Genomic DNA, 21,533 nt, shown 5'->3' on the forward strand with positions numbered 1-21,533 from the left:
CCATGATACGGCTCCCGATTGATGACGCGCTCCCCGACCTGATTGATGCTCTGCGCGCGCGGGGCCGTGCGGTGCTGCAAGCGCCCCCCGGTGCGGGCAAGACCACTAAGGTGCCGCTTGCGATCCTTGAGGCGGGATTGACCACCGGGCGCATCCTGATGCTGGAGCCTCGCCGCCTCGCCGCCCGCACCGCGGCAGAGCGCATGGCGTCAACCCTTGGGGAAAGCCCCGGCCAGACCGTCGGCTACCGGGTGCGCGGCGAGGCCAAGACCTCAAAATCCACCCGCATCGAGGTTGTCACCGAAGGCATCCTGACCCGGATGCTGCAATCGGACCCGGATCTGCCGGGCGTCGGTGCGGTAATCTTCGACGAATTTCACGAACGCTCCCTCAATGGCGATCTGGGGCTCGCCTTCTGCCTTGAGGTCGCAGGCGCCCTGCGCGACGATCTCTTGCTGCTGGCGATGTCCGCCACGCTGGACGCAGGCCCGGTGGCGGACTTGATGGACGCGCCCATTGTGACCTCCGAGGGCCGCAGCTACCCGGTCGAAACCCGCTGGCTCGACAGCCCCCTGCCCGCCAAGGCACGCAAGCTGGACGCGCTGGTGGATCTGGTCACCCGCGCAGAAGGTGAGACCCGCGACACCGGTGGTGGCCTTTTGGTGTTTCTGCCCGGCGAGGGCGAAATCCGCCGTGCCGCCAGCGCGCTGGAGGCCCGTCTGCCCGGGAATTGCCAGATCCGCCCGCTGTTTGGCGCCCTCCCCTTCGCCGAGCAACGCGCCGCCATCGCCCCCGTCTCCGAGGGGCGCAAGGTGGTGCTGGCGACCTCCATCGCCGAAACCTCCCTGACGATCGAGGACATCCGCGTCGTGGTGGATATGGGACAGGCCCGGCGCGCCCGGTTCGATCCCGGTGCAGGCATGTCGCGGCTGGTGACGGAACGTGTGACGCGTGCCGAAGCCACCCAGCGACAGGGCCGCGCCGGTCGCGTGGCCGAGGGCACCTGCTATCGGCTCTGGTCCAAGGGCGAAGAGGGCGCGCTGATGGCCTATCCCCCGGCCGAGATCGAGGCCGCAGACCTCACCGGGCTGGCGCTGGAACTGGCGCTTTGGGGGGCAGAGCCCGCGGATCTGCCGCTGCTGACCCAGCCCCCCGCCGGCAGCCTGTCCGAGGCGCGTGCCCTGTTGCAGATGCTCGGCGCGCTGGATGGGCAGATGCGGATCACCGACCATGGCCGCGCGCTGGCCCGCCTGCCCCTGCACCCGCGTCTGGCGCATATGCTGGCGGTGGCGGGACCGGAGAGCGCCACACTGGCGGCGCTGATGGCGGACCGCGATCCGTTGCGTGGCGCGCCGGTCGATCTGGCGCTGCGTCTTGAGGCCCTGCGGGATCTGCGCCGCTTCCGCGACCGCCGCCCCTATCAGGTCAAGACCCCCGCGCTGCAGGCGATCACCAGTGAGGCAAAGCGCCTGCGCCGGCAACGCGGCGGGCAGAGCGACGCTGCGCCCCGCGCCGCGGGCCAACCCGCCGCTCCCGCCACATCAGATCCACTCTCTCCGGCAGCCATGGCCGCGCTGGCCTATCCGGATCGGGTGGCCCAGCGCCGCAAGGGTGATGACGCCCGCTATGTGCTTTCCGGTGGCAAGGGCGCGGTGCTGGAAAACTCCGACCCGCTGGCCGCGGCCCCCTATCTTGTCGTCACCGACAGCGATGGCAATCCGCGCGAGGCCAAGATCCGCCTTGCCACACAGATCACCCTGGCCGAAATCCGCGCGTTGTTCGCAGATCAGATCCACTGGCAGGACCTCTGCAGCTGGTCCAAACGCGACCGCCGCGTGGTGGCGCGCAAACAGGAACGCTTTGGCGCGCTGGTGCTGGACGACCGCATCTGGAAGGACGTCCCGCCCGAGGCCACCGCCACCGCCATGCTCGACGGCGTGCGTGACCTCGGCCTGCGCCTGTCGCCCGCCGCCGCGCGGCTTGCCACCCGTGTCGAACTGCTGCGCGCCGAAGGCCACGACCTGCCGGATTTCTCCGAGGCGGGCCTGATGGCAACTCTCGAGGACTGGCTGCTGCCCATGCTCACGGGCGTGCGCACCGACGCCGACTGGAAGGGGTTCGACGCACTCCCGGCCCTGCGCGCCGCGCTGACGTGGGAGCAGACCCAGCTCCTTGACCGTGAGGTTCCGGGCAGTTTCGTGACACCGCTCGGGCGCAAGATCCCCATTGACTACGCGGGCGACACGCCGGGGATCGAGGTCCGCCTGCAGGAGATGTTCGGCGTCACCCGCCACCCGACCGTGGCGGGTGTGGCGCTGAAGGTCACGCTCTTGTCGCCCGCCCGTCGCCCGATCCAGATCACCCGCGATCTGCCGGGCTTCTGGTCCGGCTCCTACGCCGATGTGCGCAAGGACATGCGCGCGCAGTACCCCAAACACCCCTGGCCCGAGGACCCGACCCAGGCCGAAGCGACCCTGCGTGCCCGCCCGCGCGGCTGAAACGTGCGTTTTCCCACACATAATGGGCTGATTTCGGGCAATTTCAAACACCCCTGTCATTTAATCGTTGCAAACAGGGTCGGTTTTGCATAGGTGCCGTCGGTCAATCGCCACATGCAACCAACAAGGCCGCCCGGACACCTCCGGACCATGACCGCTACCCATGCTGAACGCCCTCAACAAGCTCTGGTCCCAGACCCTCCTGCCGATGCTGTCGCGCCCGCGACGGCTGCAGGTGGCGGCGTTGTGCTATCGCCAGACCGATACCGGGCGTGAGGTCCTGCTGATCACCAGCCGCGACACCGGTCGCTGGGTGCTGCCAAAGGGCTGGCCGATGGCGGGCAAGACCAGCGCCGAAAGCGCCGTTCAGGAAGCCTGGGAAGAGGCCGGCGTCGCCAAAAGCCGCTTCGACGAGACGCCCCTGGGCTGCTACAGTTACGACAAGCGTCTCGACAATGGCGCTGTTGAGCCGCTGGAAACGCTGGTCTACGCGGTGGAGGTGCAGGAGCTTCAGGAGTGCTTTCCCGAAGCCCACGAACGGAGCCGCAGCTGGATGTCGCCGGCCGAGGCCGCAACCCGTGTCGACGAACCGGAGCTGCGCGATTTGTTGAACAATTTCTGATCGCCGTGATGCAGGTGTCACATTCCGATCTCAGCCTGTGCCTGCGCCAGGGTCCCCCGCGCACCCTGGGACTGCAGACATGCGCAAGGAAGGCAACCCCATGACGACCCGCCCCGACTGGCGATCCCTGGACAAGGATCTTGCCCGCCTGAACCAGGTGGAGCGGGTGACCGGCTATGTGGTGCGTCCGCTGCTGGGGCTGGGGCTGGCGCTGGCGTTCATGGCCTTGGCCGGGCTGGAGGCCGCCCTGGTGCTGGGCACCTCACCCACCACGATCATGGCCATGGTGGCGGCGGTCTTTGGCGCCTATCTGGCACTCAACATCGGCGCCAACGATGTGGCAAACAACATGGGCCCCGCAGTGGGCGCCAAGGCCCTGCCGATGACGGCCGCCCTGATCGCCGCGGCGCTGGCAGAGGTCACCGGCGCGCTTCTGGGCGGCAGCGAGGTGGTCGCCACGGTGTCCCGCCGCCTGATCGACCCCTCGGCCGTGAGCGCGCCCCAGATCATGGTGCAGGCGATGATGTCGGCCATGATCGCCTCGGCGCTCTGGGTCAATCTGGCCACCTGGCTGGGGGCGCCGGTCTCCACCACTCAGAGCATCATCGGCGCCATCCTCGGCGCCACCACCGCTGCCGCCGGGTTTGCCGCCGTGGACTGGCTGACCTTCGGTGGCATCGCGACCAGCTGGATGCTGTCGCCGCTGATCGGCGCGGCGCTGGCGATGGCGCTGCTGGCGCTGATCCAGCGCTTGATCAGCAACCGCCCGGACAAGATGGCCGCCGCGCGCCGCTGGGTGCCGGTGCTGCTGGCCGGCATGGGCGGGGCCTTTGCCGTGTTCTTCGCGCTCAAGCTGCCGGAGCGCATCGCCAGCCCCACGCCCGACCAGGCCGCACTGGCCGGGCTGATCGCCGGTGCGCTGTCCTATCTGGTCGCCCGCCCGGTGGTGCTGCACCGCGCGGCCCAGCTGGAACACCAGAAGGGCGCGATCAAGGCGCTGTTCCGCCTGCCGCTGGTGATCGCCGCGGTGCTGATGTCCTTTGCCCATGGCGCCAATGACGTCGCCAATGCGATCGGGCCACTGGCCACGATCATGCAGGTCATGACCAACAGTGGCGGCGGCACCCACCCGGCTGAAATCAACGCCTTTGCCCCGATCCCGGTGCCGCTCTGGGTGCTGGTGATCGGAGCCCTTGGCATGGCGATGGGGGTGTTGCTGTTTGGCCCCCGGCTGGTGAACATGGTCGGCAGCCAGATCACCAAGCTCAACCCGATCCGCGCCTATTGTGTCTCCACCTCCGCCGCGCTGACCGTGATCGTGGCCAGCTGGCTCGGCATGCCGGTGTCCTCGACCCATGTTGCGGTCGGTGCCGTGTTCGGCGTCGGCTTCTACCGCGAGCACATGGCCGCCCGCGCCCGCCGCATCGGCGCTCGCGCCGCGCGTCCCGGCCTGCCGCGCGAGGACCGCAGCCGCCGGCGTCTGGTCCGCCGCAGCCATGTGCTGACCATTCTCGCCGCCTGGCTGATCACCGTGCCGCTGTCGGCCGCCCTGTCGGCGGGGATCTATACGCTGTTGCATCTGCTCGGCCGCTGAGCGCCCCGGCCCGCCTGCCCACCCCGGCCTGCCTGCCGCCCGCCTGCCCGCCTGTCAGTGCGCCCTGGACAGTGCGTCGCAAATAACTCTGCGTGGTGGGCCGGGATCAGCGCTCCGCCCCCAGCGGCGCACGTTGCCTGCGACGGTCGATCCAGGCAGAGGTCTCCGGCATCTCGACCCCATGTCGCCGCCCCATCCGGAGAAGCTGCGCCAACATGGTCTCGATTGCAGCGGCGCGCTGGTCCCCCAGCGGCCCCGGCCAGTGAGGCCTTGCCAGCCCGTCGCGCCAGGACGCTGGCAACAGGCGTGACCGCCACAGTCCAACCCGCAGGGCAAAGGGCACGCCGCCGGGCAAGCAGGGCCGTATGCCCGCCTGTGCCAGAGTGCCTAGCGCCTCTTGCAACAGGGCCTGCGGGTGTTCCGGCAGATCCGGCGCCTCCGCCTCGCCTGCATTGATACGCAACAGCTCCGCCAGTCGCAGCCCCCACAGGAGGCCGGGAATATCCCGGTGGGTGGTGGTTTCGAGGCAGGGCACATCAAGCTCTCGGGCCATTGCCCCGGCCGCCTCTGACACCAAGAGCGGCCCGCTCCCACAGCGGTGCAGCCGAAGCGGTCCCGCCTGCTGCCGCACCTCCACCTGCCAGGGCAGCACCCCTTCTGCCGATGGCACACAGGACGGGCGCGGATCGTAGGGGCCGTCGGCCATCGATACCGCAGGCCCGGCGTGAAACAGCAGCACGGGTGCAGCAGCGCCGCGGGACGCCGGCGCGGTCGCCGGTTCGGTCTCGGCCGCGCGCAGCAGGGCGCACGCCTCCGGTGTGGCGGACAGCACCACGATCATCGCAGCCTGGCTCAGGATCTCGGGACTGGTGGTGCAGGCCAGCGTGTCGGCGCCCACACGCGCATCAAGGCCGCTGTGATCGGTCAGATGCACCCCGTCGCGCAGATAGGCCGCCTGCCAGTCCGGTGGCGCAATCCAGGTGACCAAATGCCCGGCCGCAGCCCAGAGCGCAGCGCAGAACCCGGCCGGTGCCGGGGCGCCCAGAACCACGATATGTCCTTCCGCCATGATACCGGTCCTTTCGGATGCGTGTTTCGCCGCCACCCTGTCAGAGGCGCAGACGGCTGACCAGAGGCACTGCCTCGCGCCAGACGCAACGCGCCGGGCCATTGGCCCGGCGCCACGCCCAACGGGCGGGCCTGCATGAACATGCAGGCGCAACGGGCGGGAGCGCCCCCGCCCCGGTCTTGTCAGTGCCGGTGGATCAGACGCCGAGACACCAGCGCATCACGGCCTTCTGCGCGTGCAAGCGGTTTTCGGCCTCGTCAAAGATCACCGACTGCGGCCCGTCCATCACCGCCGAGGTCACCTCTTCCTCGCGGTGCGCGGGCAGGCAGTGCATGAACAGCGCATCGGGCTTGGCGTGGGCCATCAGCGCATCATTGACCTGATAGGGCCGCAGCATGTTGTGGCGCCGCTCCTTGGAGGACTGGCTGTCATGCATCGACACCCAGGTGTCCGCCACCACCAGATCGGCGCCTGCCACGGCCTTAGCCGCATCGCGTTCGATGGTGATGGTGGCGCCCGCCTTGCGCGCCAGACCGATGAATTCCTCCTCCGGGTCCAGTTGCGAGGGGCCGGTGAACGTGAGGTCAAAGCCGAACTGCCCCGCCGCATGGATGAAGGAAGCGCAGACGTTGTTGCCGTCCCCGGTCCAGACCACCTTCTTGCCCTTGATGGGGCCGCGATGCTCCTCATAGGTGAGGATATCGGCCATGATCTGGCAGGGGTGGGTGCGGTCGGTGAGGCCGTTGATCACCGGCACATCGGCATATTCCGCCATCTCGGTCAGCACCGTCTCGTCAAAGGTGCGGATCATGATCAGATCCACATAGCGCGACATGACGCGGGCGGTATCGGCGATGGTCTCGCCGTGCCCCAACTGCATATCCTTGCCCGACAGCACCATGGTCTCGCCGCCCATCTGGCGCACGCCGACGTCGAACGACACCCGGGTCCGGGTCGAGGGTTTTTCGAAGATCAGCGCCACCATGCGCCCCGAAAGCGGCTGGTCGTCGTCGGGCGTGCCCTTGGGACGCCCCGCACGCGCGGTTTTCATCTGCGCGGCATGGTCGATGATCTGCCGCAGGTCGTCGGTAGAGGTCTTATGGATGTCGAGGAAATGGTTCATGAGGTGTATCGCTTTGTTGTGCCAGAGGTGACGCGGGGACCCGTCCCCGCACCCCTGAGGTATTTGGGAAAAGATGAAGCTCAGGCAGCCTCGACCGCCGTGGCAGCTGCATCGAGGCGCAGGACGGCCTCCTCGATATCCGCATCGGTGATGGTCAATGCGGGCAGCAGGCGGATCACATTGTCGGCGGCGGGCACCGTGATGACCTCGGCGGCATAGCCCGCCTTGACCACGTCGGCGTTCACCGCCCTGCATTTCAGCCCCAGCATCAGGCCGGAGCCGCGCACCTCCTCGAACACCTCGGGGTGCGAGGCCACCAGCCCTTCGAGCTTCTGGCGCATGAGGCCCGCCTTGCGGTTCACCTCGGCCAGAAACTCGGGCGCGGCCACGTGATCCATCACCGCGCAGCCCACCGCGCAGCCCAGCGGGTTGCCGCCATAGGTGGAGCCATGGGTGCCCGCCGTCATGCCGGAGGCGGCCGTTTCGGTGGCCAGCACCGCGCCCAGCGGGAAGCCGCCGCCGATGCCCTTGGCCACCATCATGATGTCCGGGGTGATGCCCGCCCATTCATGGGCGAAGAGCTTGCCTGTGCGGCCCACCCCGCATTGCACCTCGTCGAGGATCAGCAGGATGCCGTGTTCATCACAGAGCGCGCGCAGGTCCTTCAACTCCTGATCGGGCATCGGACGGATGCCGCCCTCGCCCTGCACCGGCTCCACCAGCACCGCCGCGGTGGTCTCGCCAATGGCGGCCTCGACGGCCTCGGCATCGCCCCAGGGCAGATGCACAAATCCCGGCAGCAGCGGGCCAAAGCCCTTGGTCATCTTTTCCGATCCCGCCGCGGCGATGCCGGCGGAGGACCGGCCGTGGAAAGACCCCTCGAAGGTGATGATTTCCACTTTCTCCGGCTGGCCCTGCTCAAAGTGATATTTGCGCGCCATCTTCACCGCCAGCTCGCAGGCCTCGGTGCCGGAGTTGGTGAAGAACACCGTATCGGCAAAGGTTTCCGCCACCAGCTTGTCCGCCAGCGCCTGCTGCTGCGGTATCTCGTAGAGGTTGGAGACATGCCACAGGTTTTGCGCCTGGCTGGTCAGTGCCGCCACCAGCGCCGGATGCGCATGGCCCAGCGCGTTCACCGCGATACCGGAGCCCAGATCCAGAAAACGTCGGCCATCCGCCTCGATCAGCCAGGAGCCTTCGCCTTTGACGAAGGTCAGGGGCGCCCGATTATAGGTCGGAAGAACGGAGGGGATCATGGGGGTCATCCTTATCATGACAATGAGGGATCAGGACCAGATCAGTGCCCCACCACGGGGCGACGGTCAATAACTGGTCCGGTCTGGGTTCGAGAAGGTCGCGCCCCCTTGATGAACAAGCAAGGCGCGCGGGATCAAAGGCGCTGCGGATGGCAGCGTGTCAGGCACATTGGCGTCGACGTCGGGTCGACAGGAAAGACGCGTGTTTGATCATAGTCAGGGTCCATAACGGAAGTTTATCGGCATGAAAACCCCCTTTGACACCTTCATCAGCGCAAAGCGGCATCCCAGCCCGTCCGGGGGCACGGGACGCATCACCCCGGAGCGCAGCCTTTGCGCTTGCCTTTGGCGGCGGCCTGACGCACCGATTGACGCATGAGCCATGTGACCCCGCAAAACCCACCGCTTGCCGCCGCGCTGATCCTGCTGGCGACCGTCTTCATCGCCGGCACCACGCTGCTGGCAAAGTCGCTCGGCACCGACACGCTCGGCCCGCCGTTGCATGCCTTGCAGATCAGCCAAGGGCGGTTTGTCTTTGCCTTTATCGGGATTTCGGTTGCGGTGATGGCGCGGCGCCAGCAGATTCGCGCGCCGCACTGGGGGTTGCACATCGGGCGCTCCTCCTTTGGCTGGGGCGGTGTCACGCTGATGTTTGCCTCCGTCGCCTTCATCCCGCTGGCGGATGCGACCGCGATTTCCTTTCTGAACCCGGTGATCGGCATGCTGCTGGCGATCCCGTTTCTGGGCGAGAAGGTCGGCCCCTGGCGCTGGCTGGCCGCCGCCATCGCCCTTGCGGGTGCGATGATCCTGCTGCGCCCGGCACCGGAGAGTTTCCAGCCCGCAGCGGTTCTGGCGCTTGGCGCTGCGGTGGCCATGGGGGCGGAGCTGATCTTTATCAAGAAACTGGCGGGACGCGAACCGCCCTTGCAGGTGCTGTGGGTGAACAACCTGATCGGCATGGTGATCGCCAGCTGCGCCGCGCTGGCGGTCTGGCAGATGCCGACCCCGGCGCAATGGGGCGCGCTGGCCGCGCTTGGCGCGTTGATGGCCTGTGCCCAGGCCTGTTTCATCAATGGCATGGCGCGGGCGGATGCGTCCTTTGTGGCGCCCTTTGCCTATGGCACGCTGGTCTTTGCTGCGATCTACGATGCGGTGATCTTTGGCGTGCTGCCGGATTGGATCACCCTTCTGGGGGCCGGCATCATCCTCTCCGGCGCGGCGCTGCTGGCCTGGCGCGAGAGCGTCAACGGCAAGCGCCCCAGCGTGACCGCACGCCGCCCCGCCCCCTGAGCCACCGATCTTTCTGCGTCGTTCAGTCCTTCAGCCGGTATCCGCGGCGCAGCATCTGCCAGGCCACGACCAGAATGACGGCCGTTGCCCCAAGGCACACCAGAGCGCCAAAGGCCGGGTCGCTGTCGGACACGCCGATCATGCCGAACCGCACCCCATCAATGAGGTAGAACACCGGGTTGACGTGGCTGATCGCATAGAGCACCGGCGGCAGCGCCTCGACCGAGTAGAAGGTCCCCGACAGGAAGGCCAGCGGCGTCACGATGAAGTTGGTAATCGCTGCCATCTGGTCGAACTTCTCGGCAAATACCCCGGCCACGATGCCCAAGCCGCCCAGAAACGCGGCTCCCAGCACCACAAAGCCCAGCGCCACCAGCGGATGCGCGGGCACCAGCCCCAGCACCAGCACCAACCCGAGACCGATTCCCGTCGCCACCAGCAATCCGCGTGCGATCGCCCCGGCGAGATAGCCCAGCAGGATCTCCAGCCCCGACAAGGGCGGCATCAGCGTGTCGACGATATTGCCCTGCACCTTCGAGATCACCAGCGACGAGGAGGTATTGGCAAAGGCGTTCTGGATCACCGTCATCATCATGATGCCCGGCGCGATGAACGACATGAAGTCCACGCCCATGACATCGCCCCGACGCGGACCGATGGCGATGGAAAAGATCAGCAGGAACAGCGCCGCCGTCACCATCGGCGCCACCAGCGTCTGGGTATAGACCACCAGGAACCGCTTGATCTCGCGCTCCGCCAGGGTTTTCAGACCCAGCCAGTTGACCCGGCCGAACCGGCGTTCGCCGACCTCGATGCGAAAGCTCGATTGCGTGTTGTTGTCCGTCATAGCATCCTCATCGTCTCAGTCCCCCCTGCATAATCGCTCATTCCCGGGATGCAAGCTGCGGTTCTGTGCCGTCAGGGGTCGGTTCATGACTTGTATCTCGCCCGCCAGTGACTATTGTAGGGCAACACTCTGGAATTCGATGGCGGCCACAGGTTTCTTGAGGCCGCTATTAGCTTTGAAAGGCACCTTATGTCCTGGACAGACGAGCGCGTCGAACTGCTCAAGAAAATGTGGGGCGAAGGCCAGTCGGCCAGTCAGATCGCAAAGGAACTCGGCGGGGTGACCCGCAATGCAGTGATCGGCAAGGTTCACCGCCTCGGCCTGTCCAATCGCACCACCGGCGGCAGCAGCAAGGCCGCAGCCGAGCCGAAGGAAAAGCCCGCGCCCAAGGCGGCCGCAAAGCCCAAGGCCGCGCCCAAGACGGAACCGGCCCGCCCGGCCGCACCGGCCCCCGTTGCCGAAGCTCCGGCGGCAGAGCCGAAACCCGCCGCCCCGGCGCGCAAGCAGATCATCCCCGCAGGTCAGCCGCTGCCGCCGCAGCCCTCGGCCAATGAAATCAGCCCCGAAGCCCTGGCCAAGGTCAACGAGATCGAAAAAAAGGCCAAGAAGCTGACGCTGATGGAACTGACGGAGCGCACCTGCAAATGGCCCGTGGGGGATCCGGCGACCGATGATTTCTGGTTCTGCGGCCTGCCCACCCAACAGGGCAAACCCTATTGCGAGGCGCATGTGGGCGTTGCCTTCCAGCCGATGAGCTCGCGCCGCGACCGCAAGCGCTGAGCGCGCATCCGACACGACACGACAGAAACCCCGGCGCCTTTTGGGACAGCCGGGGTTTTTCGTTGCACGCGGCCCATGCGGGGCGGGATCGGTCCGGATGCGCGCCGCCGCCAGGGCAGCGGCGCATCTCCCGCCCGAAGCGCTGCCCTAGGGGTGCATCTTTGCGCCTTTGGTGATCTTGTCGACCAGCTTCCTGTCTGCACGCAGCGCCAGCCCCGCGAGGGTCAGATCCGCCGCTGCGTACTCCGCCACCACCGCGCGGTTGGCGGCGTCATGGCCGGTGGCAAACATCTCCTCGGTATAAAGCGACAGCGGCACATCCCGGCTCAGCGCCCGGGCATGGATCTTGCCCAGCCCCGCGCCGTCGCTGGCCAGAACGATCACCGGCTGAATGGCCAGCGCGTTATAGCTGTTGCCGTCCGCGTCGCGGTAGCGCTCCCCGATCAGCTCCGGCGCCGCGCCGACGATGCCCGACATCAGAAACGCGGTGACATTGAGCTTCTGCCAGGTGGCAAGATCCGCGCGCAGGACAATGGCGATCTTGGTCTCGAACTGCATCGCTCAGCCCTCCGCCTGCAGGCGCTTTGGCGCCGCCACGGTCAGGGCACTCTCGGCATCGCCGGTGTTCACCGTGCCGGCGGGTTCCACCATGATCACCACCGGCTCCGGCGTCAGCGCCCGGGGGCGATGTTCGACGCCACGCGGCACACAGAGGAACTCCCCCTGCCCCAGTTCGACCACACCATCGCGAAAATCGATCGCAATACGCCCGCGCAGAACCAGAAACGCCTCGTCCTCCGCCGGGTGGCTGTGCCAGTCGAACAGGGGACCGAACTTGGCGACCTTGACCTGCGCGTCATTCACATCCGCCACGATATGCGGATCGAAGACCTGCGTTATCTGCGCATCTACCTGATCGAGAATATTGAGTTTTTCAGGCGGCAAAGGGATACTCCTTGTTGAAGTGCCAACCAGCCCGAGCCGGGCCAGCAGGATATGTCCCGTGCCGCCCAAGGATCCCCGCCCATGACCGACACGTCGTCAGAGCCGCACCCTGCCAGAGCCGAACCACCCGGTCTTGAACGATCCTGCGCATTGCCAAGCCCCGGTGACTGGCTGCGGGTGGCGCCGCAAACCCCCGGCATCGAGCGGATCGAGGCGCATTTCGACGGCCATGCCTATGGTCCGCACCGCCACGACACCTACGCGATCGGCTATACCATCACCGGCGTGCAGAGCTTTCGCTATCGCGGGGCGCGGGCGGACAGTCTTGCGGGGAACGTGATCGTCATTCACCCGGACGAGCTGCACGATGGCGAAGCTGGTCACGACGCCGGGTTTTCCTACCGGATGCTCTATATCGCCCCGGCCCGCATCCGGGACGCGCTCGGCCCAAACGCCCGCGCGCTGCCGTTTGCCCGCGATCCGGTGCTGACCGATGGCGCATTGTTGCAGGCGCTCCAGAGCGCCTGCGCGGATATGGGCCGGACCCTGGAGCCGCTGCAACTGGATCAGATCATCACGCTGCTGGCGCAAGGATTGCTCGCGCAGGACCAGAGCGCGGGCCAGATGCGGACGTCCCGCATTGATCTCCGCGCCGTGGAGCAGGCGCGCGCCTATCTGGATGCCCACGCGGACCAGGTGGTTCCGTCCGAGGACCTGGAGAACCTGACTCGGCACGACCGCTACAGCCTGTCCCGGCAATTCCGTGCTGCGCTGGGAACCAGCCCCTATCGCTACCTGACGTTGCGTCGGGTGGACCGGGCGCGGCAAGCGATTTCCGACGGCATGTCTCTGGCGGAGGCGGCGGCCTATGCGGGCTTCAGCGACCAGCCGCATATGACCCGCCAGTTTACCGCCGCCGTGGGCATGTCTCCGGGGCGGTGGCAACGGATGGCAGGCCCGTCACCGGTCCGCTGATCCCACCCCGCCCCCGCTGCGGACAGTGCAAACACAAAGGCCCCGCATCACCTGCGGGGCCTCTGTATGACTGACCTTTAACCGTCAGTCCTGCGCCGGAGCGCTGGACGCAAAGTTCGGGATCGGATTGGTCGACGCCGGGTTGGGATCAATGCCGGGCCAGTTGCCCTCAGCCAGGGTAATATTGCCGGGAATGTCTTCTTCCCAGAAGCTCACCACATTCTTGGTGATGTTCAGATACAGCTTGTCATCCACGATCCGCCACAGGTTGGGATTGCCCGGCACCTTGCCGCCCTTGGAGACGCCATAGGCACAATGGCCGTCATAGGCCGGGGCATAATAGGCCGGGTTCTCAAGGAAGGTGTCGCGGTTTTCCTCGGTCGCAAAGGCGAAGGTCGCGCCATTGTAATCCGCGGTAATGTCGGCCTTGCCGGGGACCGCGGCGGGCTGCGCCTGCCCAACCGGGGCCTGCGCCAGGCTGCGGTAGGCCACAACGTCATAGCCCGAAACCGCATAACCGGTGTCGTCCACAAACTGCTCACCAGCAAACGCGGGCAGACCAAAAGACAGGGCTGCCACCGCAGCCAATGCAAAACGTTTCATCGCCAATTCCTCTCCTCGCGCCAGACGGCGCAGCAAACTCCAGTTGATCCGCATCAGTGCGGGATCTGAGGCGAAGATACGCGAGATTGGTCACATGCGAAGTGGCTCTCACGCGGCTGTGTTGAGAGACGAGACCGCGTGAGATACGCGTGATCGGCCGTGCGTCTGGCGCTATTCTGCGTCCTGACGCGCACGCCCGATGCGGCCGAGATGCGTAAATTCAAAGCCTTGCGGTGTTTTCAACCCGTAGCCGAGCATCCGGTCGAGACCGCAATGCGCCAGCCAGAGCGCACCCAGCTCCCACCCCAGCGGCGCCTGCCACAGATGCGCCAGCACCAATGTAACAATTGCCGCCGCGTAGACGTGGACCAGATTGTAACAAATCGCCCCGACACGGCGCCCGAATAGATAGCCGAGAAAGCTCAGATCCGGGGCAAAGAACACAAGCACCGCCCCCCAGATCGGCAGCACCGCCTCCGCCCCGGCATAGAGCCACAGACCGGCCGCACAGATCACCGCGCCCTCGGCCTTTTGCCAGCGGAGCGCGGCAGGTTGCGGTTTCGGCATCAATCGAGCCGCCGCACGAGGATCTGGTTGCCGTCCCCCCTGCGGGTTTCCAGGATTTTCATCGTGGCGATCAGATCCGAGAGCTTGCTCTTGCCGTAGCTGCGGGTGTCGAAATCCGGGCTGGCGGCGGTGATATACTGGCCGATCTGCCCAAGCGAGAACCACTCGTCCTCCTGGCTGATCGCATCCATGGCGCGCAGCACCAGTTTCTGCGGATCCTCCAGCTCTGCCGGGGCCTGATCGTCCTGCGGTGCTGCGGTCTGCTCGGTCGCCTGCGCGGCTGGTTTCTGTTTCGGTTTTTGCGGTTTGGGTTCCTCTTTCAGGAGATTCTCCACATAGATGAACCGCTTGCACGCCCGCACAAAGGCCGCCGGCGTCTTGCGCATCCCCATGCCGTAGACATCCAGTCCCTGTTCGCGGATGCGACTGGCCAGACGGGTGAAATCGCTGTCGGACGAGATCAGTACAAACCCGTCGAACCGGCCCGAATGCAGGATGTCCATCGCGTCGATCACCAGCGCGATATCGCTGGCGTTCTTGCCGGTGGTGTTGGCAAATTGCTGATGCGGAACAATCGCATAGGCGGCAAGCTTGTCCTTGCTCCAGCCTTGCGGACCGCCGCCGGAGAAATCCCCGTAGATGCGCCGGATGCTCGCCTCCCCCAGCGAGGCGATCTCCTCGAACATGGCTTCTGCAAATTTTGCGGAGATATTGTCCGCGTCGATCAGGACCGCCAGTAGAGGCGGTTTTTCGCTTGTGGCCATGGGATATTCTGCCTGTCTGTAAGGGGCTTTCCCCATACATACGCGGCTGAGCGGAAATGAAAACCGCTGAGGTCCCCGCCAGCGCCAAATTGCGCCGCAGATCGCGGAGGATCGGGCCTCCGGCCCCGCCGCGCAAGAACCGCGCACAATCAGGTGTCCAAAAATTTACCGCGCCAGACCTTCCAGTCATTGGAATTTTCGGTATCGTCCCCATCTGAGGTGAGGCGCCGCCTGCGGGCTGGCCCTTCACCAACGTCTGACACGGGAACAAAGAGGCCCTCCATGAGCGATTCGACCTATACCCCTCCGAAGGTCTGGACCTGGGAGCAGGAAAGCGGCGGCCAGTTCGCCTCCATCAACCGCCCCATAGCCGGCGCCACCCATGACAAGGATCTGCCGGTGGGCGCGCATCCCTTCCAGCTCTATTCGCTGGCAACGCCCAATGGCGTCAAGGTCACGGTGATGCTGGAAGAACTGCTGGCCGCGGGCGTCAAGGAGGCGGAATATGATGCCTGGCTGATCAAGATCGGCGACGGCGATCAGTTCGGCTCCGGCTTCGTCGAGATCAACCCGAATTCCAAGATCCCCGCGCTGCTCGATCGCAGCGGCGCAGAGCCTGTCCGGGTGTTCGAAAGTGCGTCGATCCTGATGCATCTGGCCGAAAAGTTCGGCCACTTCCTGCCCAAGGAGGGCAGCGCGCGCACCGAGGTTCTGAACTGGCTGTTCTGGCAGATGGGCTCCGCCCCCTATCTGGGCGGCGGGTTTGGCCATTTCTACGCCTATGCGCCGGAGAAATTCGAATACCCGATCAACCGGTTCACCATGGAGGTCAAGCGTCAGCTGGATGTGCTGAACCGGGAACTGGCGACCAAAACCTATATCGCCGGCGAGGACTACACGATTGCCGATATGGCGATCTGGCCCTGGTATGGCCAATTGGTTCTGGGCCGGCAGTATAATGCGGCAGAGTTCCTCGATGTGGAGAGCTATGAGTACGTCATGCGGTGGGCCAAGGCGATTGATGCCCGCCCGGCCGTCCAGCGCGGCCGCATGGTGAACCGTGTCTTTGGCGAGCTGTCCTCGCAGCTGCACGAACGCCACGCGGCAGAGGATTTCGACACCAAGACACAGGACAAGCTCGAAGCGGCCGAGTGATCTCCGGCCTTGGATCATGAAATCGGCCGCAGGTCCCGCGGGGCTTCTGGCCGTTTTGTTTGAGCGGCGGTTTTTTGAACTGTACGGAGCCGAGCCAGAACAGCGGGATCAAGGCAGCATTCACCGTCGCGGCACCAGGGACGGGGCGCTCCCGCCCCTGCGGGTGCCCTGCCTGCGGCAGATCCCCCTGGCAGCGTTGGGCCCAGCCTCCAGCCCCATTCGGGGCTGGAGGCCGCGCCGGGCCGACAGGCCCGGCGCCCGGCCCAACGGGAGCGGATCATGCAGATGATCCGACGACGGGCGGGAGCACCCCCGCCGCTGTCAACGCTCCATGGTTATTTCAAGCGCGGGGGCTTGGCCGGATCCGCGCCCGGTATCTGTGGGGCATGTGTTGGCGCCGATGCGGGCTCCGGCAGGTCGAACCGCAACCCCACCCGCGACAGGCGTGCGGAGATCTCGTCGCGGGCGGCAAAGAACCCGACGTCCAGTGCTCCGGCCTCGATGCCGGAGAACGTCAACGCCTCCCCCACAGCCTTGGCCAGCGCCCCCTCGGACCCGGGGCGGGCCCCTACAAAGGCCAGCAAATGGCCGCTGCCGCCGCCCTCGTAGGTCACCGCCGCCAGATAGGCCATCTTGGCCAGCCCGCCCGAGGTGGCCAGCTTGGCATCCAGCGCCGTCAACAGCACCTCCGGCAAGCCCTGCGGCGGGCGCACTTCGCTGATCGCCGCTTCCACCTCGCCCGGGGCATGCGACAGGGTCTCCGCCAGCCACCCCATCGCCGCATCCGGGATCAGGATCGACGAGGGCGCGACCTCCAGATTGACCCCAAGACCAATCCCCTGCCCCGCCAGCATCGCGGCGATCACCCGGCCCGACAGCGCCGCATAGGGCACGATCCGATCAGCGAACTGCGCCAGACGCTCCTCGCGGTCGAACACCAGCACAAAGCGCCCCTCGCCAGTGTCAAAGATCTCCGGGCTGATGCGATCCCCTTCGGGTTCCTTGTCCAGCAGGATGAACAGCTCACAATCGGCCAGCCGCTCAAAGAACCGCAACCGCGCCGCGTCGTCTTCGGGCGCGGCCTCCATCGCCGCATGGGCCAGGTCCAGCGGGGTCATCTCAGTCATCTTGCATCTGCTCCTTCACCCGGGCGCGCAGAACCGGCAGCAGTTCCGCCTCGAACCAGGGGTTTCGTTTCAGCCAAGCCGTATTGCGCCACGACGGATGAGGCAAGGCAAAGACCCCCTCCGGCAGGTCGCGCCAGGCCTGAACAACCTCCGTCACCCCCTTGCGGGTGCCGAGGTGATAGCGGTGAGCATGCCCGCCCACGATGATGCGCAGGCGGATCTCGTCCAGCTCCGCCATCACCTGACCGTGCCAGGTCGCGCCGCAGATCCGCGGCGGCGGCAGATCAGCCCCCCCGGCGTCATAGCCCGGAAAACAAAAGGCCATCGGCACGATCGCCACCCGACGCTGGTCGTAGAACTGCTCGGCGTCCAGCCCAAGCCAATCCCGCAGACGATCCCCCGACGCATCCGTAAAGGGTTTACCACTTTCATGCACGCGAAGCCCCGGCGCCTGTCCGGCAATCAGGATACGCGCGCCGGGCTCGAACCAGACCACCGGCCGCGGCGCATGCGCGGTCGCCGTGGCAGCAAACCGGTCCGCACAAATGCGGCATGCAGCAATGCGTTGTTTTAACGTTAAGATCTCAGTCATGATGGCTCATCCCACCCTCGCTGCTGCAGCCCTCGCCCCGCCTCCGGACCGCCCGGGCCCTGCGGCACAGTTGCACAGGTTTGCTCAAATTCGACATATTTGCGCCCAAATCAACGCGTAAACCGTTAACGATCCTGTGCTAGGGCTCGCTAAGCAGGCAGCTGGTCCGACATGCGCATGCGTCAAGGCAACGACGCCGACAGGCGGTGCGCACGGCAGACACGGAGCAAGGCAGGCGCGGAGCACGGCAGACGCCGTGTATGGCGCAATGGCACGGCGCGGCCGAAACCGGCCCGCCACACGAGGGTGACGGGATGCGGCGCATCCGGATGCAAAAATCCGGTGCCGCATGATAAGAACAAGCAAGGAGCGCACGGCCCGCAGCCGATGCCTCCGGGAACATGAGGCAAGAGGCGACAGACCGATCGGGCAATGTTGGAATTCGTGAACGTCAGCAAATCCTTCTGGACCGGGACCCAGCGCAAGGTGATCCTGGATCGGGTCTCCTTTGAGGTGAACCTGGGGACCTCGCTTGGCATCCTCGCGCCCAATGGCACCGGCAAGACCACCCTGATCAACATGATGGCCGGGCTGGAAAAACCCGACGAAGGGGAGATTTATCGCGGCTGCAAGATCTCCTTTCCGCTCGGTTTTATGGGCGGCGTCATCGGTCGCCTGTCCGGCATGGAAAACAGCCGCTATATCGCCCGCCTCTACGGGCTCGACCCGGATTACGTGGAAAGCTACTGCCGCTGGCTCTGCGGGCTGAACGAATACTTCGACCAGCCGCTGGGAACCTATTCTGCCGGCATGAAGTCGCGGTTTTCCTTTGCATTGATGCTGGCGCTGGATTTTGACATCTATCTGATTGACGAGGGCATGCCCAGTTCCACCGACGTGGAATTCAACCGCAAGGCCGGTGCGATTCTCCAGGAACGCCTGCAAACCACGACCATCGTGATCGTGTCGCACCAGCCCCGCACCCTGGAGAAATTCGCCAATTCGGCGGCGGTGCTGATGAACGGGCAGCTCCATATGTTTGAAACCTTGGAAGAAGCGAAACAGCTCTATGACTACGAAACCCAAGGCTAAGAAATTCCGCATCCGCCGCAGCGCCACGGCCGCGGCAGAGCAAGGCGACGCGCGCCCGGACGCCGCCACGGCACGCCCCGTGCCGGGACCCGACCGGGCGGAATTTGCTCAGGCTGGCGCTGCTCAGTCCGATCAGGCCGCGCCGCGGGCGGGCAACGCCGCAGCACGGGACCAGGCCGCACCGGGGCCGCAGCCCGGTCCCACCTCTGCCTCCGCGACCGGCCCGGACGCTGGGGCCCGCTCCGCCGCGGGGACCAACGCCGCTGATCCGGCGGCCACGCCCCGCAGCGGTCAGCTGTCCTCTGCCGCGGAAACCGCCGCAAGCACCGATATTGACGCCATCAAACAGGAAGGGCTGACCGGCCGACAGCTGCGCCTCGCACGCCGCGTGGCCCAGAAACACGACCTGCCCGCCACCTCGGACTACGACGCGGTGCGCCTCTTGCGCCTGCGCGGCATCGATCCCTTCAAACGCGCCAACATGCTGGAACTGGTGGTCCCCGAGGGGCAGAAATCCGGCGTCCCGGCCAAGACCGCCCCCAGCGACACCGCCAAGCCGCAGACCCTGCCGCAAACGGTCCCCGCAGGCGACCGCCCCGTACCGAGCACCGAAACCCTCAGCCCGGCAGAGCGGCGCAACCGCGAGATCCAGTCGATCCAGCGCGACATCGCGCGCCGTCGTCGCCGCAAAATGGCCCTGCTCGGCGTGCGTCTTAGCGCCTTTGTGCTGTTGCCGACCCTGCTGGCGGGGATCTATTTCTATACCATCGCCACGCCGATGTACTCCTCCAAGTCGGAGTTCCTGGTGCTCAAGGCCGACAGCACCGGCTCCTCCGGCTTCGGCGGGTTGCTCAGCGGCACCCAGTTTGCCACCAGCCAGGACTCGATCGCCGTGCAGGCCTACCTGCAATCCAAGGTCGCCATGCGGCGCCTCGATGAGGAGGCCGGCTTCCGCGCCCATTTCTCGCAGGACTGGATCGACCCGATCCAGCGGCTGGAACCGGGGGCCAGCAACGATGACGCCTACAAGATCTACAAGCGCAACGTGAAGATCGGCTACGACCCGACCGAAGGGGTCGTCCGGCTCGAGGTTTCGGCCGCCGAGCCCGAGGTCGCGGCCGAGTTCTCGCGCCGTCTGATCTCCTACGCGCAGGAAAACGTGAACCACCTGTCCGAACAGAAACGCGCCGATCAGGTGGGCGATGCCGAAGACGCGCTGGAACTGGCCGAACAGCAGCGCCGCGACGCCCAGGCCGAACTGGTCCGCCTGCAACAACAGGGCGCTGTTCTTGACCCCGAGGGGGTGATTGCCTCGCTGCGCTCCCAGATCAATACCTTCGAGCTTCAGCTGCAGCAGAAACGTCTGGAACTGGCGGCGCTGAAGGACAACCTGCGCCCCAACCAGGCCAAGGTCGAAGGCACCGCCGCAGACATCAAGCGTCTGGAAACACTGATCTTTGAGCTGAACGAACGGATGACCGATGCCTCCCAGGGGGAAAACTCCCTGGCCTCGCTCAGCGTCAAGATCCAGATGGCCCAGGCCGACCTCGCCACCCGCGACATGATGCTGCAATCGGCGCTGCAACAGGTGGAACAGACCCGGATGGAGGCCAACCGCCAGGTGCGCTACCTCACCACCGCGGTCGAGCCGGTTCCCGCCGACACGCCCTCCTACCCGCGAAAATTCGAGAATACGATTTTGGCTTTCCTGATCTTTTCCGGTATCTACCTGATGTGTGCCCTGACGGCATCCATTCTCCGGGAACAGGTCTCTTCGTAAGCTCATGAAAAAAATCGACATCAATGGTCTCACCATTGGCAATGACTGTCCGCTGACCGTCATTGCCGGCCCCTGCCAGTTGGAAAGCGCCGATCACGCCCAGATGATCGCCGGCAAGATGAAGGAAGCCTGCGACGCCGTGGGCGCGCAATATGTCTTCAAGGCCTCCTATGACAAGGCCAACCGCACCTCGCTGTCGGGCAAGCGCGGTCTCGGCATCGACGCCGGGCTCCAGGTTCTGGCGGACGTGCGCGATACCCTTGGCGTGCCGGTGCTGACCGATGTCCACACCGAAGCCCAATGCGGCATCGCCGGCGACGTGGTCGACATCCTGCAGATCCCGGCCTTCCTCTGCCGCCAGACCGACATGCTGCTGGCCGCGGGCAACACCGGCAAGGCGGTGAACATCAAGAAGGGCCAGTTCCTCGCGCCCTGGGACATGGACAATGTGGTGTCCAAGGTCGAAAGCACCGGCAACGACAAGATCCTCCTGACCGAGCGCGGCACCTCCTTTGGCTACAACGCCCTGGTGGCCGACATGCGCGGCCTGCCCCGCATGGCGCAGACCGGCTACCCGGTGGTGATGGACGCCACCCATTCGGTGCAGCAACCGGGCGGCCAGGGCGGCTCCACCGGCGGCCAGCGCGAATTCGCCCCGGTGATGGCACGGGCTGCCGTTTCCTTGGGCATTGCCGCCGTTTTCATCGAAACCCACGAGGATCCGGACAATGCGCCCTCCGACGGGCCGAATATGATTTACCTCCGCGACATGCCGCAATTGATTGAGACTTTGATGGGCTTTGATGCGCTTGCCAAAGCCAACCCGATCCGAATGTGATTGCCAAAGGACCTGT

Annotated in this window: 21 protein-coding genes; 10 read left to right on the forward strand and 11 right to left on the reverse strand. The window is 65.9% G+C overall.

The genetic code is table 11. From position 1 onward, the window contains the following. Window positions 1-2: 2 nt before the first annotated feature. The 3 genes from hrpB (at window position 3) to MHM88_RS07170 (ending at window position 4,714) form a co-directional block, all read left to right on the forward strand. The gene (gene hrpB / locus MHM88_RS07160) at window positions 3-2,498 is read left to right on the forward strand and encodes an ATP-dependent helicase HrpB (protein ID WP_239361817.1); all 2,496 of its coding nucleotides are present in this window, start codon (window positions 3-5) and stop codon (window positions 2,496-2,498) included. Between the two features lie 163 nt (window positions 2,499-2,661). Continuing rightward, entirely contained in the window at window positions 2,662-3,120 is a 459-nt protein-coding gene (locus MHM88_RS07165; protein WP_239320712.1) for an NUDIX hydrolase, read from the forward strand. A 100-nt stretch (window positions 3,121-3,220) separates the two neighbouring features. Then, the gene (locus tag MHM88_RS07170; protein ID WP_239361828.1) at window positions 3,221-4,714 is read left to right on the forward strand and encodes an inorganic phosphate transporter; all 1,494 of its coding nucleotides are present in this window, start codon (window positions 3,221-3,223) and stop codon (window positions 4,712-4,714) included. Window positions 4,715-4,820: 106 nt separating this feature from the next. Here MHM88_RS07170 and MHM88_RS07175 read toward each other — a convergent pair whose 3' ends face one another. The 3 genes from MHM88_RS07175 to MHM88_RS07185 all read right to left on the reverse strand — a co-directional run bounded on the left by MHM88_RS07175 (window position 4,821) and on the right by MHM88_RS07185 (window position 8,162). Then, window positions 4,821-5,783: a hypothetical protein gene (locus MHM88_RS07175; RefSeq protein ID WP_239361830.1), complete on the reverse strand. Its 963-nt coding sequence runs from the start codon at window positions 5,781-5,783 to the stop codon at window positions 4,821-4,823. A 196-nt stretch (window positions 5,784-5,979) separates the two neighbouring features. Further along, window positions 5,980-6,906, reverse strand: a complete 927-nt coding sequence (gene argF / locus MHM88_RS07180; protein WP_239361840.1) for an ornithine carbamoyltransferase — start codon at window positions 6,904-6,906, stop codon at window positions 5,980-5,982. A gap of 80 nt (window positions 6,907-6,986) precedes the next feature. Then, window positions 6,987-8,162, reverse strand: a complete 1,176-nt coding sequence (locus MHM88_RS07185; RefSeq protein ID WP_239361850.1) for an aspartate aminotransferase family protein — start codon at window positions 8,160-8,162, stop codon at window positions 6,987-6,989. A gap of 375 nt (window positions 8,163-8,537) precedes the next feature. Between MHM88_RS07185 and MHM88_RS07190 the strand changes: the two genes are divergently transcribed. Further along, window positions 8,538-9,452, forward strand: coding sequence for a DMT family transporter (locus MHM88_RS07190; RefSeq protein WP_239361852.1), 915 nt, complete (start codon window positions 8,538-8,540; stop codon window positions 9,450-9,452). A gap of 22 nt (window positions 9,453-9,474) precedes the next feature. Here the strand turns inward: MHM88_RS07190 and MHM88_RS07195 are convergent, their stop codons facing one another. Next, window positions 9,475-10,299: an ABC transporter permease gene (locus MHM88_RS07195; RefSeq protein ID WP_239361863.1), complete on the reverse strand. Its 825-nt coding sequence runs from the start codon at window positions 10,297-10,299 to the stop codon at window positions 9,475-9,477. A 189-nt stretch (window positions 10,300-10,488) separates the two neighbouring features. Between MHM88_RS07195 and MHM88_RS07200 the strand changes: the two genes are divergently transcribed. After that, window positions 10,489-11,079 (forward strand): GcrA family cell cycle regulator, encoded by a 591-nt coding sequence (locus MHM88_RS07200; RefSeq protein ID WP_239320692.1) that lies wholly within the window; start codon window positions 10,489-10,491, stop codon window positions 11,077-11,079. Between the two features lie 147 nt (window positions 11,080-11,226). Here the strand turns inward: MHM88_RS07200 and MHM88_RS07205 are convergent, their stop codons facing one another. Together MHM88_RS07205 and MHM88_RS07210 are read right to left on the reverse strand one after the other, a co-directional pair. Beyond that, the gene (locus tag MHM88_RS07205; RefSeq protein ID WP_239361865.1) at window positions 11,227-11,637 is read right to left on the reverse strand and encodes a DUF2000 family protein; all 411 of its coding nucleotides are present in this window, start codon (window positions 11,635-11,637) and stop codon (window positions 11,227-11,229) included. A 3-nt stretch (window positions 11,638-11,640) separates the two neighbouring features. After that, window positions 11,641-12,024 carry a cupin domain-containing protein gene (locus MHM88_RS07210; protein WP_239320686.1) on the reverse strand — a complete coding sequence of 128 codons (384 nt, stop codon included), beginning with the start codon at window positions 12,022-12,024 and terminating at the stop codon, window positions 11,641-11,643. 81 nt (window positions 12,025-12,105) lie between these two features. Here MHM88_RS07210 and MHM88_RS07215 point away from each other — a divergent pair, with 81 nt between their 5' ends. Further along, a complete protein-coding gene (locus MHM88_RS07215; RefSeq protein WP_239361867.1) occupies window positions 12,106-12,999 on the forward strand; it encodes an AraC family transcriptional regulator in 894 nt (297 codons plus the stop codon). Between the two features lie 84 nt (window positions 13,000-13,083). Here MHM88_RS07215 and MHM88_RS07220 read toward each other — a convergent pair whose 3' ends face one another. The 3 genes from MHM88_RS07220 to MHM88_RS07230 all read right to left on the reverse strand — a co-directional run bounded on the left by MHM88_RS07220 (window position 13,084) and on the right by MHM88_RS07230 (window position 14,933). Beyond that, the gene (locus tag MHM88_RS07220) at window positions 13,084-13,602 is read right to left on the reverse strand and encodes a YHS domain-containing (seleno)protein (RefSeq protein WP_239320680.1); all 519 of its coding nucleotides are present in this window, start codon (window positions 13,600-13,602) and stop codon (window positions 13,084-13,086) included. A gap of 171 nt (window positions 13,603-13,773) precedes the next feature. Continuing rightward, window positions 13,774-14,169, reverse strand: a complete 396-nt coding sequence (locus MHM88_RS07225) for a DUF4260 domain-containing protein (protein ID WP_239361869.1) — start codon at window positions 14,167-14,169, stop codon at window positions 13,774-13,776. Next, window positions 14,169-14,933 carry an NYN domain-containing protein gene (locus tag MHM88_RS07230; RefSeq protein WP_239361886.1) on the reverse strand — a complete coding sequence of 255 codons (765 nt, stop codon included), beginning with the start codon at window positions 14,931-14,933 and terminating at the stop codon, window positions 14,169-14,171. The genes MHM88_RS07225 and MHM88_RS07230 overlap by 1 nt, the downstream gene beginning before the upstream one ends. Before the next feature lie 282 nt (window positions 14,934-15,215). Here MHM88_RS07230 and yghU point away from each other — a divergent pair, with 282 nt between their 5' ends. Then, complete coding sequence (gene yghU / locus MHM88_RS07235) at window positions 15,216-16,088, forward strand: glutathione-dependent disulfide-bond oxidoreductase (protein ID WP_239361896.1); 873 nt, start codon at window positions 15,216-15,218, stop codon at window positions 16,086-16,088. Between the two features lie 335 nt (window positions 16,089-16,423). On the opposite strand, the gene MHM88_RS07240 is transcribed toward yghU, so the two are convergent. Both MHM88_RS07240 and MHM88_RS07245 read right to left on the reverse strand, forming a co-directional pair. Continuing rightward, complete coding sequence (locus MHM88_RS07240; RefSeq protein ID WP_239361914.1) at window positions 16,424-17,215, reverse strand: SseB family protein; 792 nt, start codon at window positions 17,213-17,215, stop codon at window positions 16,424-16,426. Next, complete coding sequence (locus tag MHM88_RS07245; protein WP_239361916.1) at window positions 17,208-17,807, reverse strand: uracil-DNA glycosylase family protein; 600 nt, start codon at window positions 17,805-17,807, stop codon at window positions 17,208-17,210. The genes MHM88_RS07240 and MHM88_RS07245 overlap by 8 nt, the downstream gene beginning before the upstream one ends. A 432-nt stretch (window positions 17,808-18,239) precedes the next feature. On the opposite strand from MHM88_RS07245, the gene MHM88_RS07250 reads away from it, so the two are divergent. From MHM88_RS07250 to kdsA, 3 genes are read left to right on the forward strand one after another with little or no spacing between them, the layout of a single operon-like run. Continuing rightward, entirely contained in the window at window positions 18,240-18,899 is a 660-nt protein-coding gene (locus MHM88_RS07250; RefSeq protein ID WP_239320663.1) for an ABC transporter ATP-binding protein, read from the forward strand. Continuing rightward, on the forward strand, window positions 18,877-20,679 hold the full coding sequence (locus MHM88_RS07255) for a capsule biosynthesis protein (protein WP_239361918.1): 1,803 nt from the start codon (window positions 18,877-18,879) through the stop codon (window positions 20,677-20,679). The genes MHM88_RS07250 and MHM88_RS07255 overlap by 23 nt, the downstream gene beginning before the upstream one ends. A gap of 4 nt (window positions 20,680-20,683) precedes the next feature. Next, entirely contained in the window at window positions 20,684-21,517 is an 834-nt protein-coding gene (kdsA, locus tag MHM88_RS07260) for a 3-deoxy-8-phosphooctulonate synthase (RefSeq protein WP_239361928.1), read from the forward strand. Window positions 21,518-21,533: the final 16 nt, after the last annotated feature.

This window comes from Epibacterium sp. MM17-32 (genome assembly GCF_022348205.1).
GTDB lineage: Bacteria > Pseudomonadota > Alphaproteobacteria > Rhodobacterales > Rhodobacteraceae > Epibacterium.

What these genes read in the sequence shown, in the direction of transcription:
- hrpB (WP_239361817.1), top strand. Translation starts at nt 3, where the DNA reads ATGATACGGCTCCCGATTGATGACGCGCTCCCCGACCTGATTGATGCT.
- MHM88_RS07165 (WP_239320712.1), top strand. Translation starts at nt 2,662, where the DNA reads ATGCTGAACGCCCTCAACAAGCTCTGGTCCCAGACCCTCCTGCCGATG.
- MHM88_RS07170 (WP_239361828.1), top strand. Translation starts at nt 3,221, where the DNA reads ATGACGACCCGCCCCGACTGGCGATCCCTGGACAAGGATCTTGCCCGC.
- MHM88_RS07175 (WP_239361830.1), bottom strand. Translation starts at nt 5,783, where the DNA reads ATGGCGGAAGGACATATCGTGGTTCTGGGCGCCCCGGCACCGGCCGGG.
- argF (WP_239361840.1), bottom strand. Translation starts at nt 6,906, where the DNA reads ATGAACCATTTCCTCGACATCCATAAGACCTCTACCGACGACCTGCGG.
- MHM88_RS07185 (WP_239361850.1), bottom strand. Translation starts at nt 8,162, where the DNA reads ATGATCCCCTCCGTTCTTCCGACCTATAATCGGGCGCCCCTGACCTTC.
- MHM88_RS07190 (WP_239361852.1), top strand. Translation starts at nt 8,538, where the DNA reads ATGAGCCATGTGACCCCGCAAAACCCACCGCTTGCCGCCGCGCTGATC.
- MHM88_RS07195 (WP_239361863.1), bottom strand. Translation starts at nt 10,299, where the DNA reads ATGACGGACAACAACACGCAATCGAGCTTTCGCATCGAGGTCGGCGAA.
- MHM88_RS07200 (WP_239320692.1), top strand. Translation starts at nt 10,489, where the DNA reads ATGTCCTGGACAGACGAGCGCGTCGAACTGCTCAAGAAAATGTGGGGC.
- MHM88_RS07205 (WP_239361865.1), bottom strand. Translation starts at nt 11,637, where the DNA reads ATGCAGTTCGAGACCAAGATCGCCATTGTCCTGCGCGCGGATCTTGCC.
- MHM88_RS07215 (WP_239361867.1), top strand. Translation starts at nt 12,106, where the DNA reads ATGACCGACACGTCGTCAGAGCCGCACCCTGCCAGAGCCGAACCACCC.
- MHM88_RS07220 (WP_239320680.1), bottom strand. Translation starts at nt 13,602, where the DNA reads ATGAAACGTTTTGCATTGGCTGCGGTGGCAGCCCTGTCTTTTGGTCTG.
- MHM88_RS07225 (WP_239361869.1), bottom strand. Translation starts at nt 14,169, where the DNA reads ATGCCGAAACCGCAACCTGCCGCGCTCCGCTGGCAAAAGGCCGAGGGC.
- MHM88_RS07230 (WP_239361886.1), bottom strand. Translation starts at nt 14,933, where the DNA reads ATGGCCACAAGCGAAAAACCGCCTCTACTGGCGGTCCTGATCGACGCG.
- yghU (WP_239361896.1), top strand. Translation starts at nt 15,216, where the DNA reads ATGAGCGATTCGACCTATACCCCTCCGAAGGTCTGGACCTGGGAGCAG.
- MHM88_RS07240 (WP_239361914.1), bottom strand. Translation starts at nt 17,215, where the DNA reads ATGACTGAGATGACCCCGCTGGACCTGGCCCATGCGGCGATGGAGGCC.
- MHM88_RS07245 (WP_239361916.1), bottom strand. Translation starts at nt 17,807, where the DNA reads ATGACTGAGATCTTAACGTTAAAACAACGCATTGCTGCATGCCGCATT.
- MHM88_RS07250 (WP_239320663.1), top strand. Translation starts at nt 18,240, where the DNA reads ATGTTGGAATTCGTGAACGTCAGCAAATCCTTCTGGACCGGGACCCAG.
- MHM88_RS07255 (WP_239361918.1), top strand. Translation starts at nt 18,877, where the DNA reads ATGACTACGAAACCCAAGGCTAAGAAATTCCGCATCCGCCGCAGCGCC.
- kdsA (WP_239361928.1), top strand. Translation starts at nt 20,684, where the DNA reads ATGAAAAAAATCGACATCAATGGTCTCACCATTGGCAATGACTGTCCG.